The organism is Acinetobacter sp. 1130196, from assembly GCF_000588095.1.
Taxonomy (GTDB): Bacteria; Pseudomonadota; Gammaproteobacteria; order Pseudomonadales; family Moraxellaceae; genus Acinetobacter; species Acinetobacter nosocomialis.
Genome location: NZ_JFWX01000007.1, coordinates 58,488 through 71,688, shown reverse-complemented (window position 1 = coordinate 71,688; position 13,201 = coordinate 58,488). Strand labels below are relative to the sequence as shown.

Here is a 13,201-nt window from a genome sequence, read left to right as displayed (position 1 = left end):
TATGACTGTTTCTTTTCAAGAAATTAATCCAATCGAGATTGATGCACAATGGCCTCAACAGCCATTTCATGGCTTTAATTTAGATAGTCGTAAAGTAGAAGCTGGCCAAATTTTTATTGCCTTGACCAGTTATAGCCAACCTGAAAAAACACGCACATTTGCTGAAGCAGCTTTAACAAATGGGGCACTTGCTGTAATTAGTGAAACCGAATTAGGTGTAGCGAATGAGTGGGTATGTTCTGATGTGCGTCAGCGTATGGGTGAGTGGCAAAAACGTTATTTACAACAAACTGATACGGTTAAACCATTACGGATTATTGCTGTAACAGGTACGAATGGTAAAACGACTATTTCTCGCCTAATTGCTGAGTTAATTAGTTCGCAACAGCAGCGCTGTGCGGTGATGGGAACGACTGGTAATGGTATTTTGCCGGATTTAACGCCTTCTACACATACTACTCTTGATGCTTTGCAGTTACAAAATGAATTACATGCTTATGCTAAGCACGGCGCAACTTTTGCTTCTTTAGAAGCGAGTTCGCATGGTCTTGAGCAGGGCCGATTAAATGGTTGTGATATTGAAATTGCTGTTTATAGTAACTTAAGTCGTGATCACCTCGATTATCATGGCACGCTAGAAGCTTATGCAGAAGCAAAGGCTCGTTTATTCAAGTTTAATTTGTTAAAAGTTGCTGTGATTAATCTAGATGATGCACATGCAGATTTAATGATTAAATCGGCGAAGAATAATCCAGCGCAACCTAAAATTTTGACTTATTCGCTTACTCAAAATACGGCCGATTATTATATTACCGATTTAAGCTATAGCTTGGCGGGTGCAACCTTTAATTTAGTGGGGCAGCAAGGTTCATTTGCTGTAGAAAGTCCATTATTAGGTCATTTTAATGTTGAAAACTTGATTGCGGCGCTGATCGCTGCTGAGCAAGCTGGTTTCGATTTACAAGCATTAGTTAATTTTGTTCCTAAACTGATTGGCGCACCAGGCCGAATGCAGGTCATTCGTGATGGTGAGCGACTTTTTGTGGTGGATTATGCGCATACACCCGATGCATTGATTCAAGTGCTTAAAACATTAAAGCGTCACGTTTCGAATCAGCTTTGGGCTGTATTTGGATGTGGTGGTGACCGTGACCGTGGTAAGCGCCCACTCATGACTCAAGCAGCTTTAGATGGTGCAAATCCGGTTATTCTGACTTCAGATAACCCAAGAACAGAAGACCCTGAACAAATCTTTGCTGATATGAAGCAAGGAATAGATTTTTCAGGGCATCGTATGCATGAAATTCATGACCGTCGTGAAGCAATTAAATTTGTTACACAGCATGCTCAAGCTGGTGACATTGTGGTGATTGCCGGAAAAGGTCATGAAAATTATCAAGAAATTAATGGTGTGCGTCACTGGTTTGATGATGTGGTTGAAGTGCGTTCTGCGATTGATGCACAACATCATACGGTAGATGCTGCTTACCCTGCACAATAGGAAAAATTATGCATACTTCAACCACCAGTACCGTGCCTTTGGAACCGTGGACAGCTCAACAATTACAACAGGCAACACAGGGTTACTGGCATAAAGACCAGATCCCTCAAACTGAAATTAAACGTATTTTGACTGACTCGCGTCATGCAGAAAGTGGGGATGCCTTTTTAGCATTAAAAGGTGAACGTTTCGATGCGCATAATTTTGTCGCGCAAGTCGCTGCAAATGGTTGCCAAGTCGCTATTGTTGAGCAACCTATAGATGCAAACATTGCTCAGCTTGTAGTTGCTGATACTCGCTTGGCTTTAGGGCAACTTGGTGCGTATCGCCGTGAACAAAATGCTCAATTGAAAGTTATTGCTTTAACGGGAAGTAGCGGTAAAACCACCACTAAAGAAATGCTAGGAAGCATCTTATCTCGTTTAGCCCCTACATTGATTACCCGAGGCAATTTAAATAATGACCTTGGTGTGCCGATGATGCTGCTTGAGCTTCGCAAGGAACATCAATATGCAGTGATGGAACTTGGGGCAAATCATCAAGGTGAAATTGATTACACATCAAAACTTGTTCAACCGCATGTCGCTGGCATTTTAAATATTGGGACTGCTCATTTAGGTGAGTTCGGTGGTCGCGATGGTATTTGCCGTGCTAAATCAGAAATTTATCGTCATATTCTACCTCAGGGCGTTGCTATTGTTCCGCAACAAGATGACTTTACTACCGAGATTCGTGAAGCAGCAAAAAGTCATCAAATTATGAGTTTTGGTACTGGTGGTGATGTCTTTGCTACAGAGATTGAATTGTTGCCACAATCTGCCAATTTCCAGTTACATACACCTCAAGGTTCAAGTTTTGTAAGGCTGCCATTTGCAGGTGAGCATAATGTGCAAAATGCAACTGCTGCAGTAGCATTTGCTTTGGCATTAGGTGTTAGCCTAGACGATATTGTAAAAGGATTAGAGCAAGCACAAGGTGCGAAAGGCCGTTTGAACTTTATTCAAAAAGTGCCTCATTTATTTATTGATGATACTTATAACGCTAATCCAACATCTATGCGAGCTGCGGCGCAAGTATTACTTCAACAAAATGGCATTAAAGTCATGGTGATGGGGGATATTGGGGAACTTGGCGATAGTAGTTGGCAAGAACATCATGATTTAGGTCACGATCTCGCTCAGCTTCCTTTAGATCATATTATTGCAGTTGGGCAGTTTGCCTCAGCAGCTCTCGAAGGTGCAGGCCTTCATTCTACTAAATTGAAAGCATTTCAGACTCAAGCTGAGGCGCTTCCATTTTTAATCAATCTAATCCAAACACATCAACCCCAGTCCATGAGTTTCCTGTTTAAAGGTTCTCGCTTTACTCATATGGAAACGTTGATGGCTGATTTGATGGAGAAACTTTAAATGCTGTTATGGTTGTTTGAACAACTTGCGGGCTATCACAGTTCGTTTCAGGTTGTTCGTTATTTAACATTACGTTCTTTACTCAGTGTATTAACGTCACTGACCATTGGTTTGGTTCTCGGACCAATCATGATTCGTAAATTACAAGCGTTAAAATACGGTCAGGCAGTAAGTTCATTTGCTCCTGAAAATCATGCCAAAAAAATGGGTACACCGACAATGGGAGGGATTTTAATTCTACTCTCAATTGGTATTAGTACTTTATTGTGGGCTGATTTATCTAACCCTTATGTTTGGATTGTACTTGGTGTAATGGTTGTGTTCGGTGCGGTTGGCTGGGCAGATGACTGGATTAAGATTCGCTATAAAGATAATGCGGGCTTACCTGCACGTAAGAAATTCTTCTGGACTTCTATTGCCTCACTTGGTGCTGGTATTGCGTTATATTTAATTGCAACTGAACAATCTAATTCAGAATACACAGCAAATATGCTGGATTTATTGATTCCTTTCTTTAAGAATCTTTCAATTCCACTTTCTATTGTTCCATTAGGCTTGGCATTTATTGTATTCACCTATTTAGTAATTAATGGTGCTTCTAATGCGGTTAACTTAACTGACGGTTTAGATGGTTTAGCTATTATGCCGGTGGTTATGGTGGCTTCAGGTTTAGGTGTATTCGCTTACTTATCTGGTGACATCCGTTTTGCTAATTATTTGCATATTCCATATGTGAAATATACTTCAGAGCTTGTGGTGATCTGTTCTGCTATGATTGGTGCAGGCTTGGCGTTTCTTTGGTATAACGCACACCCGGCGCAAGTCTTTATGGGTGATGTGGGCGCTTTAGCTCTAGGCGCAATGCTTGGAACAATTGCCGTGATGGTACGCCAAGAAATCGTATTTGCGATTATGGGCGGTGTTTTTGTGATGGAGGCTGTATCAGTATTCCTACAAATCGGGTCGTTGCGAATGCGAAATAAGCGCGTATTCTTGATGGCACCTTTACACCATCACTATGAAAAACAAGGCTGGAAAGAAACTCAAGTTGTAATTCGATTCTGGATTATTACGATTATGCTAGTTGTTTTAGGCCTAATGACCTTAAAATTGCGCTAGAACTTATTTTGGTGTCAATATAAAGCCGGTTTCTACTGGCTTTTTTATTGGAGAGGTAAATGACAAAGGTTGTTGGGCTAGACCAATTATCTGTAATTAACCAAAAAGTGGTTAGTGATGGGGAAGTATTACCTCAAGTTGTACTTAAAGATGGTAGTCAGGTACAAACGGGAACTGTCGCGACAATGCTGCATAATATTGAACTCTATAATGCGGGACAAAGAGGGCAAATTGAAGAAGAGTTGAAGATCGCAATTCCAACTTTAATTAAAGTGGGATTGTTTGATTTGTTTGAAGTAGATGAATGGATTTCTGGAACAAATGCAGGCCGCACATTTGTTGGAATGCACGCTAAGGCTTATTTGCAACAAAAAGAACAAGAGAATAATTAAACGTGACTACGCAAAATTTAATGTGCCCCGTATGTCGTCAGCGACTTGAGCTGGTAAACAAAACATGGCGGTGTGAACAGGGTCATAGCTATGACATTGCAAAGCAAGGTTATGTGAACTTACATGTCGTACAGCATAAACACAGTAAAAATCCCGGGGATACTCCTGAGTCTGTAGATGCACGCCGTGCCTTTTTACAGGGTGGCTATTATCAGCCTTTACAGCAAGCAGTAGTTCATTTGCTAAAGCATCTTAAAGCTAAAGCTGTACTTGATATTGGCTGTGGTGAGGGATATTACACGAGTGCGATGCAACAGGTTGTTGAGCAGTGTATAGGTGTAGATATTGCAAAAAATGCGGTACAACGTGCTGCAAAGTTAAATGCCAACGTGACTTGGGTTGTCGGTACAGGAGCAACTTTACCTGTAATTGATCAAAGTATAGATGTGTGTACGAGTCTTTTTAGCCCGATTCCACAAGCAGAAATTTTACGTATTTTAAAAGATGATGGGTATTTAATTGTTGTGACTCCTGCAACCGATCATCTGTATGCGATGCGTGAAGCGCTATTTGAGCAGGTTAATCCGCACACGCCGCAAAAGTTTGTTAAACAACTGCAAGATTTATTTGAGTTGAAAGAACAGCAAGTTATAGATGCTCCTTTATTACTTGACCAAGAAGCTTTAAAGAATCTGATCGCTATGACGCCTTATGCGTATAAGGCGTCTCCTGAGCGCCGGATGCAATTAGAACAGCAATCACACCTGAAAGTGACAGCATCTTTTCAAATCTATCTTTTTCAAAAGCGTAATAAAAAAGCCATCTAACGATGGCTTTTTTTATTTTTACTCAATTTGGTTAATCAAGTTTTCTAACTCATCTTTGTCACGCTTCGGCGCTGTTCCTTGTGAAGGCTTCATTGCTGGAGGTGCTGCCTTAGATGGAATTACAATTTCCTCACCAGGTAGGTCATCAAAGTCATTATTGGTGTTAGCTTTCGGTTGCGGTGGTGCAGGACGATAAAGTGGACGTGCTAATGGTGGTGCAGCACGATATGTTTTCTTATCGCCTATTTCTGTAACGACAGCTTGTTTGTCACGAGAAATAGGTGCTTGAGCATCTTTTTCTAAACGAACCCAAGAAGCTGGAGTACCTTTTAGAGATTGATCCATAAAGTTAATCCAGATTGGTAATGCGGCAATACCACCATACTCACGACGGCCAAGTGTTGTTGGTTGGTCAAAGCCGACCCATGTAATTGCGACTAACTTGCCGTTGAAACCTGCAAACCATGCATCTTTTGCGTCGTTCGTTGTACCTGTTTTACCACCCAAGTCACTACGGCCAATTTTAAGTGCGGCACGACCTGTACCATGCTCAATTACGTCACGTAAGATATTTGCCATATCATAAGCAGAGCTTGATTTTAAAATACGCTGAGCTTGACGATATTGACTATTATTCTTATCAGTTTGTTTTAGGTTGAGCTGTTTGGCCGCCTTTTCTTTCTGTTCCAACTCTTTATTGGTCACTTCAACAACTTGATCATCTGGTGTAGTTGCCTGTGCATCTTCAGTTGTTTCAGGTGAATTAATACATGGAATACATGCATATTCTGGCTTAGCTTCGTAAATCACTTTACCGTATGCATCTTCAATACGTTGAATGAAATGTGGTTGGACACGGTAGCCACCGTTTGCAAACGTTGCATAACCTGTTGCCATTTGAATTGGCAATACTTGAGGTGTACCTAAAGCAATGGTGTAGTTACGTGGAATCTGATCTTCTTGTAAACCAAAATCCATGAATAACTGACGAGTACGTTCAATCCCTACAGTTTGTAAAAGTCTTACAGAGACGGTATTACGAGACAAATACAAAGCACGGCGTAATGGAATCATACCTAGGTAACGGCCATCAGAGTTCTTTGGTGTCCACTTACCAATGGTAATCGGGCTATCGTTGACCATGCTATAAGGTGTCATACCACGTTCTAATGCTAAAGCATAAAGGAATGGTTTGATGGTCGAACCCGGCTGACGCCAGCCTTGTAAAGCACGGTTAAATTTTGATTGATAGAAATTATAACCACCAACAATTGCTTCAATGGAGCCATCATTTGGATTAATTGCGATAAGCTGACCTTGAACTTTAGGTACTTGAACTAACGACCATGCAGTTTTAGCTTCATTTGGACGTAAACGAACAATATCCTTAACCTTAACAATCTGAGATGCACGTGAAGGTGCTCCACCTACGCTATTTGCATTGCGATAGGGGCGGGCCCATGACATGCCAGACCATTGCACAGTGACTGTTGAACCATCTTGCATTAACGCTTCAAAAGAGTTGTTATTTACTTTAGTCACTTCTGCAGGGTAGGTATTGGCATAAGCTCTAAATTGGCTTAATGGTTTGTCATGTGCTTCTGCCCCACGCCAGCCATGACGACGGTCATAAGCCTCTAAACCATCTTGTACAGATTTTTCTGCAATAGCCTGACGTTGGGCGTTAATGGTCGTGTAAACCTTATAGCCTGAGTCAATTGCTTGTTCACCAAAGTGTTTTACAAGCTCTGAGCGGACCATTTCACCTGCATATGGGTGAATATTATTTAGGTCACGGTTGGGCATATTCAAGTTGATCGGCTCTGCAACTGCCTTTTGATACTCTGCTTGAGAAATATAACCGAGCTGCAACATACGGCCTAAAATCCAGTTGCGGCGTTCAAGTGCCCGTTCTGGGTTAACCACTGGGTTGTATTTAGATGGTGCTTTCGGTAAGCCAGAAATCATAGCCATTTGAGCAATGCTGAGCTCATTAATACTCTTGTTATAGTAAATTTTTGCAGCAGCTGCGATACCGTAAGCATTTTTACCCAAGAAAATCTTATTCACATAAAGACTTAAGATGTCTTCTTTAGATAAGTTTTGTTCAATTTTTCGGGCCAAAAAGATTTCGGTTAGTTTGCGTTTTAAAGTTCTTTCTGGGCTTAAATAATAGTTTTTTGCAACCTGCATTGTGATGGTAGAACCACCTGTTTGCACATCAGACCCAGTAACACTTTCACTTAAAGCACGGCCTAAACCTTTAAAGCTAATGCCGCTGTGTTCGAAGAAAGAAGAATCTTCTGCTGCTAGGAATGCATGAATAAACGTAGGAGGAATTTGTTTGTATTCAACAGGAATAGAAAGTTTACCACCGTACTCAGCAATAAGTTGGTTGTCGGCTGTATAGACTTGCAAGGGCTTTAAAAGCGGTGCTTTTTTTAGTGAACTCATTTCCGGGAGGGTTGGGGCAATATAGAGATACATGCCATAAAATCCCATCGGAAGTGAGACTAAGATAATAATAATGATCAAAAAAATTGGACGCACGAAGCCCAAACTGGATAGCTTTTTCATGATAAGTAAGCTTTAATAAGATCGAATACAAACTAATTGTGGTCAGTATAGCCTTTAGACATGCGGATTGTTAGATGAGATATTGTATCCGTGTAAAAATAAAGACCGAGATTATTGGTTTGTAATTTTTTTTGGGGATAAAAAAATAATAGGACAATAGTGTGCTCAGGTTATATCGTAAACCTAATAAGGGGTTAATGGGCGTCGATATTAGTTCGACTTCTGTTAAGTTGTTAGAGCTCTCTGTCAAGAACGGTAAATATTGGGTAGAAAGCTATGCTTTGATGCCTTTACCTGAAAACAGTGTAGTTGAAAAAAATATCTTAAATCCAGAAGCGGTAGCAGAAGCTTTGGAACGGGCGATGAATTTAGCAAATCCCCAAACCACTAATGCTGCAATTGCTGTTCCAACATCGACGGTTATTCATAAAACTATCGAAATGGATGCAGATATGAGCGATGACGAACGTGAAGTTCAGATTCGTGTAGATGCGGAGCAGTACATACCGTTCCCGCTGGATGAGGTGAGCCTTGATTTTGAGGTTTTGCCTGATCGCTTGCTGAATCCAAATCGAGTAAATGTTCTTTTGGTCGCAACAAGAACGGAAAACGTTGAAACACGTGTTGAAGTTCTTGAATTGGCAGATTTGAATCCTAAACTGGCAGATGTCGAGAGTTATGCAGTCGAACGTGCTTTTAGTGTGTTTGCTGATAGCTTGCCGATGGGCGCAAATACGATAGGAATTTTAGATATCGGCCATACCATGACAACACTATCGGTCATGCAAAATGGCAAGATTATTTATACTCGTGAGCAGGTTTTTGGTGGTAAGCAACTTACGCTTGAAATTCAAAGTCGTTATGGCCTCTCTCTAGAAGAAGCAAGCCGAGCTAAAAAAGACCGTACTTTGCCAGATGATTATGAAATTGAGGTACTAGATCCATTTCTAGATGCTGTGGTTCAGCAGGCGGCCCGCTCATTACAATTCTTCTTTTCTTCATCTCAGTTTAACGAAATAGACCATATTTTGCTTGCAGGTGGCAATGCGAATATTCCAGGTCTTGCCAAGCTTTTGCAACAAAAATTAGGCTACCGTGTCACTATTGCCAACCCATTTTTACAAATGGGTTTTTCTCCTCAAGTCGACGTTCAAAAAATTGAAAATGATGCTTCATCTTTAATGGTGGCATGCGGCTTGGCTTTAAGGAGTTTTGATTAATGGCAACAATTAACTTACTACCTTGGCGTGAAGAGCTGAGGGAACAACGAAAAAAACAATTTATAACTTTATGCTTTGGGGTGGTTGTTTTGGGGATTACAACCGTATTTGGTGGATGGTTCTATTTTGATCATAAATTAGATGATCAAGAACAAGCAAACCAACTTATTAAAAGTACAAATCAAAACCTTGATCAGCAATTAAAAGCATTAAACGGTTTACAAGAGCAGCGTGATGCTATTATTGAGCGTATGAAGTTGATTCAAAATTTGCAGAGTCAACGGCCAGTAGTGGTGCGATTAGTTGATGAGCTCGTTCGAGTCACGCCACCAGCAATGTATCTAACCAAATTCAGTCGAGTAGGGGATAAATTTACGATCGAGGGTAAAGCTGAGAGTCCAAATACGGTAGCTGAATTGCTTCGTAACCTTGAATCGTCTCCTTGGTATCGTAATGCTTTTATGAATTCTTTCTTGGCTAATGAAGATAAAAAAGATAAGACTGCGAGTTCTCTTCTTCCTAGGGTGGAAGATAACTATGGCAGTTTTGTTGTGACTGTCGATTTGGGGGAAATGGGCGTGACCACAACGAATAACGATGCTGTTAAGCCAGCCGTAGCGAAAGACACGGGGGCAGCCAAATGAGTCAAGATGAACTGCAAGAATTATCATTAGAGCAATCAGCTTCAAAGAAAAAGAAATTTAATCTCGATAAATTCCTTCAGCAATTTAATACGCTTGATATGAACAACTACGGTAGTTGGCCAATATCTGTAAAAATTACTTGCTGGATTTTTATTTTCTTTGCTGTATTGGCTTTGGGTTATTTTGTTGCTATTCAGCCAAAGCTACAAGCAATTGATAATGCCCAAGCTCAGGAAGGTAATTTATTAAATGAATTTCGAGAAAAAGACTCCAAATTACGTAACCTTCAGCAGTATCAAGTGCAGCTTCAAGAGATGCAGGCAAATTTCAACCAGCAATTAGAACAGTTGCCGAAAGAAACAGAGATTCCAAGTTTAGTTGAGGATATTAACTTAACTGGTGTGAACTCTGGATTGAAATTTAAAAATATTCGTTTAGAGGATGAAGTAAAGCAGGAAATTTTTATTGAACAACCAATTGCCATCGAAGCAACAGGCGACTATCACGCTTTCGGTGCTTTCGTAAGTAGTATTTCTGCTTTGCCACGTATTGTGACGATGCATGACTTTGTTGTAGAGGCTGCTCAAGCTAAAGATAGTAAGTCAGATATTCCTGTGCTTAATTATTCTATTAAAGCCAAAACCTATCGATATATAGGAGCAACAGAGGCATCGGCACAACCAGCTAAGGCTGCAGCGGCGACTGCACCAACTAGCCCTAATGCTCAGCCGAAATAGGAGAGTTATGATGAAAATTAAGCAAATTACTCTTTATATTTTGGCCTGTGCCGCTCTTGTGGGATGTGATTCAAGAATTGACGCAGTCAATCAGCAAATGGCAAGTATTCGTAATCAGCCACCGCTCCCTATTGAGCCAGCGCCGATTTTTACCCCTGTACCACAATTTAATTATGCTGCTCATCAATTAAAAAGCCCGTTTATGCCAAGCTCACTGGCAGCTGAACTTAAAATTATGGCCGGGAAGCGAGTGTATCCAAATTTCTCACGTGCACCGCAACCATTAGAAAACTATGCACTTGAAGCCTTAAATATGAAAGGAAGCATGCGTAATAATCGTGGTCAAATATTGGCTTTGATTCAGACACCGGATCATCAAATTGAACGGGTACAAGTGGGTAATTATATGGGCATGAATCAGGGCCGTATTACTCATATTAGTCCAACCCAGATTGATCTGGTCGAGATTGTGCCAGATGGTCGAGAAGGCTATGTCGAGAGACCGAGAACTTTGGTCTTGATTGGGCCTGCACCCTAAAATTTAGGGAATAAAAACGAAAAAGTATTTTTAAAGATTATTTAATTGGGGATGGTCAGACAATGAATCAGGTATTCCGTCAGTTTTCTATGGGGGCTGTAGCTGTTGCAATTATGCAGGCTGCATCTGCACAGGTCAGCATGACCAATATAGTACCAACGCAAGTTGCAGGTCAGGGCACAGAAATTAGAGTTATATTTAATGGATTGCCACCACAGCCACAGGCTTACCAACTTGAAAATCCGTCACGGTTAATATTAGATTTTGATAAAGCTCAACAAAGTTTAAAACAGTCTAAAATTGCTGTTGCAACCAATGAAGCAAGCTCTGTTGATGTAACTTCAGATGATCAACGTTCACGTTTGACTGTAAATTTAAAAGATGCTGGAGCGTTTACAACACGTGTGGAAGGTAATACTTTCATTTTAAAAATTAATTCGGTCCAACCGAATAATAAACCTGTACCAGTAGTTACTGCACAACCACAAGGTATTTCAAACATTGGATTTCAGCGTGGTAGTCAGGGAGAAGGTTTAGTTGTTGTGGATCTTTTGGGAAGTAATACACCTGTAGATGTTCAACAACAAGGCAGTAAAGTTGTTATAAGAACTTTAGGTACAAAAATTCCGGCACATTTGGCGCGTCGTCTAAATGTAAATGATTTTGCAACACCAGTCTCAAGTATTGATGCTTATAATGATAAAGGTGCTGGTATAATTACTATTCAGTCATCTGGTAGCTACGAATACATGGCATATCAGGCTGAAAATAAGCTCACAATCAGTTTGAAACGACCACAAGATAAAAATGTAACTTCTTTATATAAAACGCCAAATTATTCTGGAAATAAGCTTTCGCTAGATTTTCAAGACATCGAAGTGCGCCGTGTTTTACAGCTCCTTGCTGATTTTACGGGAATCAATATGGTGGCTGCTGATAGTGTGCAAGGTAATATCACGCTACGTTTGAAAGATGTACCTTGGGATCAGGCTCTGGATATTATTTTAAAAACTAAAAATCTTGATAAACGTCGTAATGGGAATGTGATTTGGATTGCTCCTGTTGCAGAGTTGATTAAAGCGGAAGAGGAAGAAGCGAAAGCTGTGGCGCAAAGTGTAAAACTTGCTCCGTTACAGACAGAGTATATTCAACTTAAATACGCTAAAGCTGGCGATATTATGGGTTTAATTACCCAAGGCTCAAATAATAGTAATGGCTTACAACATACTTCTGGTGGAGGAACTTCAACTTCAACCAATTTAAATACTGGCGTTGATAGTCTTGGGAATAATGTGGGTAGTTTACTTAGCCCTCGCGGTACCATTACTCAAGATGACCGAACTAATACTCTTATTATTAATGATACTGCTCAGTCGATTGATCAAATCCGAAAAATGATTGACTTGCTTGATGTGCAAGTTAAACAGGTTATGGTTGAAGCACGTATTGTGAGAGCGTCTACGTCGTTTACCAAAGAACTTGGTGTGAAGTGGGGCATTCTTTCGCAAGGTATTACCAATAATAAAAACTTGTTGGTTGGTGGTAGTGAAACAACTTTATGGAATTTAAGACAGCCAGAAAAAGATAGTACAACTGGTGGTTATAAATATACGATTGAGCGTCCAGATAATTTAAACGTTGATTTGGGGGTTTCTAATCCAGCAGGAAGTATTGCCTTTGGCTTGATTAGTATGTCTGATTTTATGTTGGACCTTGAATTATCTGCTTTACAAGCTGATGGTTATGGTGAAGTGATTTCAACTCCTAAAGTGATGACTGCCGATAAGCAAACTGCAAAAGTTGCCACGGGTCAACAAGTTCCTTATCAGACGACAACTAACTCTGCTTCGGGCTCAACAGCCACAACATCATTTAAAGATGCATTACTAAGCCTAAATGTAACTCCAAGTATTACGCCTGACGGTAAGATTCAAATGAAATTGGATATTTCTAAGGATTCTGTAGCAGGTGCGGCCCCAAATGGTGAGTTGATTCTGAATAAGAATAATATTAATACCAATGTGCTGGTTGATAATGGAGAGACCGTTATTTTAGGTGGTGTATTCGAGCAAACAACGACGAATTCTCAAACCAAAGTTCCGTTTTTTGGTGATATTCCTGTTGTAGGGCATTTATTTAGAAAAGATGTAAAGTCTGATGATAAGCAAGAATTATTGATTTTCGTAACACCACGAATTGTTAATGACACTTTAGCGAGAAATCATTAATATATTTTT

11 protein-coding genes are annotated in these 13,201 nt (G+C 40.3%); 10 read left to right on the top strand and 1 reads right to left on the bottom strand.

All coding sequences use genetic code 11. The annotated features are described in order from the left end of the window. The first annotated feature begins 1 nt into the window (after window position 1). Genes J671_RS09920 through J671_RS09900 form a run of 5 tightly spaced genes read left to right on the top strand, consistent with a single transcriptional unit; the run spans window position 2 to window position 5,248 of the window. A complete protein-coding gene (locus J671_RS09920) occupies window positions 2–1,501 on the top strand; it encodes a UDP-N-acetylmuramoyl-L-alanyl-D-glutamate--2,6-diaminopimelate ligase (RefSeq protein WP_031982128.1) in 1,500 nt (499 codons plus the stop codon). An 8-nt stretch (window positions 1,502–1,509) separates the two neighbouring features. Then, complete coding sequence (locus tag J671_RS09915; RefSeq protein ID WP_031982127.1) at window positions 1,510–2,910, top strand: UDP-N-acetylmuramoyl-tripeptide--D-alanyl-D-alanine ligase; 1,401 nt, start codon at window positions 1,510–1,512, stop codon at window positions 2,908–2,910. Further along, window positions 2,911–4,029, top strand: coding sequence for a phospho-N-acetylmuramoyl-pentapeptide-transferase (gene mraY, locus J671_RS09910; RefSeq protein ID WP_002051726.1), 1,119 nt, complete (start codon window positions 2,911–2,913; stop codon window positions 4,027–4,029). A 59-nt stretch (window positions 4,030–4,088) separates the two neighbouring features. Next, on the top strand, window positions 4,089–4,421 hold the full coding sequence (locus tag J671_RS09905; protein WP_031982126.1) for a hypothetical protein: 333 nt from the start codon (window positions 4,089–4,091) through the stop codon (window positions 4,419–4,421). A 2-nt stretch (window positions 4,422–4,423) separates the two neighbouring features. After that, a complete protein-coding gene (locus J671_RS09900; RefSeq protein ID WP_086223555.1) occupies window positions 4,424–5,248 on the top strand; it encodes a putative RNA methyltransferase in 825 nt (274 codons plus the stop codon). A gap of 18 nt (window positions 5,249–5,266) precedes the next feature. On the opposite strand, the gene ponA is transcribed toward J671_RS09900, so the two are convergent. Beyond that, complete coding sequence (gene ponA / locus J671_RS09895) at window positions 5,267–7,825, bottom strand: penicillin-binding protein PBP1a (RefSeq protein ID WP_031982123.1); 2,559 nt, start codon at window positions 7,823–7,825, stop codon at window positions 5,267–5,269. 161 nt (window positions 7,826–7,986) lie between these two features. Between ponA and J671_RS09890 the strand changes: the two genes are divergently transcribed. From J671_RS09890 to pilQ, 5 genes are all read left to right on the top strand, one after another. Then, a complete protein-coding gene (locus J671_RS09890; RefSeq protein WP_004711654.1) occupies window positions 7,987–9,045 on the top strand; it encodes a pilus assembly protein PilM in 1,059 nt (352 codons plus the stop codon). Beyond that, entirely contained in the window at window positions 9,045–9,689 is a 645-nt protein-coding gene (locus tag J671_RS09885; RefSeq protein ID WP_004711656.1) for a PilN domain-containing protein, read from the top strand. Before J671_RS09890 ends, J671_RS09885 begins: the two co-directional genes overlap by 1 nt. Beyond that, window positions 9,686–10,426 (top strand): type 4a pilus biogenesis protein PilO, encoded by a 741-nt coding sequence (locus J671_RS09880; RefSeq protein ID WP_006581061.1) that lies wholly within the window; start codon window positions 9,686–9,688, stop codon window positions 10,424–10,426. The genes J671_RS09885 and J671_RS09880 overlap by 4 nt, the downstream gene beginning before the upstream one ends. A 10-nt stretch (window positions 10,427–10,436) precedes the next feature. Next, entirely contained in the window at window positions 10,437–10,964 is a 528-nt protein-coding gene (locus J671_RS09875; RefSeq protein WP_004711660.1) for a pilus assembly protein PilP, read from the top strand. A gap of 62 nt (window positions 10,965–11,026) precedes the next feature. Then, window positions 11,027–13,192 carry a type IV pilus secretin PilQ gene (pilQ, locus tag J671_RS09870; protein WP_031982120.1) on the top strand — a complete coding sequence of 722 codons (2,166 nt, stop codon included), beginning with the start codon at window positions 11,027–11,029 and terminating at the stop codon, window positions 13,190–13,192. The last annotated feature ends 9 nt before the right edge of the window (window positions 13,193–13,201 follow it).

What these genes read in the sequence shown, in the direction of transcription:
- J671_RS09920 (WP_031982128.1), top strand. Translation starts at nt 2, where the DNA reads ATGACTGTTTCTTTTCAAGAAATTAATCCAATCGAGATTGATGCACAA.
- J671_RS09915 (WP_031982127.1), top strand. Translation starts at nt 1,510, where the DNA reads ATGCATACTTCAACCACCAGTACCGTGCCTTTGGAACCGTGGACAGCT.
- mraY (WP_002051726.1), top strand. Translation starts at nt 2,911, where the DNA reads ATGCTGTTATGGTTGTTTGAACAACTTGCGGGCTATCACAGTTCGTTT.
- J671_RS09905 (WP_031982126.1), top strand. Translation starts at nt 4,089, where the DNA reads ATGACAAAGGTTGTTGGGCTAGACCAATTATCTGTAATTAACCAAAAA.
- ponA (WP_031982123.1), bottom strand. Translation starts at nt 7,825, where the DNA reads ATGAAAAAGCTATCCAGTTTGGGCTTCGTGCGTCCAATTTTTTTGATC.
- J671_RS09885 (WP_004711656.1), top strand. Translation starts at nt 9,045, where the DNA reads ATGGCAACAATTAACTTACTACCTTGGCGTGAAGAGCTGAGGGAACAA.
- J671_RS09880 (WP_006581061.1), top strand. Translation starts at nt 9,686, where the DNA reads ATGAGTCAAGATGAACTGCAAGAATTATCATTAGAGCAATCAGCTTCA.
- J671_RS09875 (WP_004711660.1), top strand. Translation starts at nt 10,437, where the DNA reads ATGAAAATTAAGCAAATTACTCTTTATATTTTGGCCTGTGCCGCTCTT.
- pilQ (WP_031982120.1), top strand. Translation starts at nt 11,027, where the DNA reads ATGAATCAGGTATTCCGTCAGTTTTCTATGGGGGCTGTAGCTGTTGCA.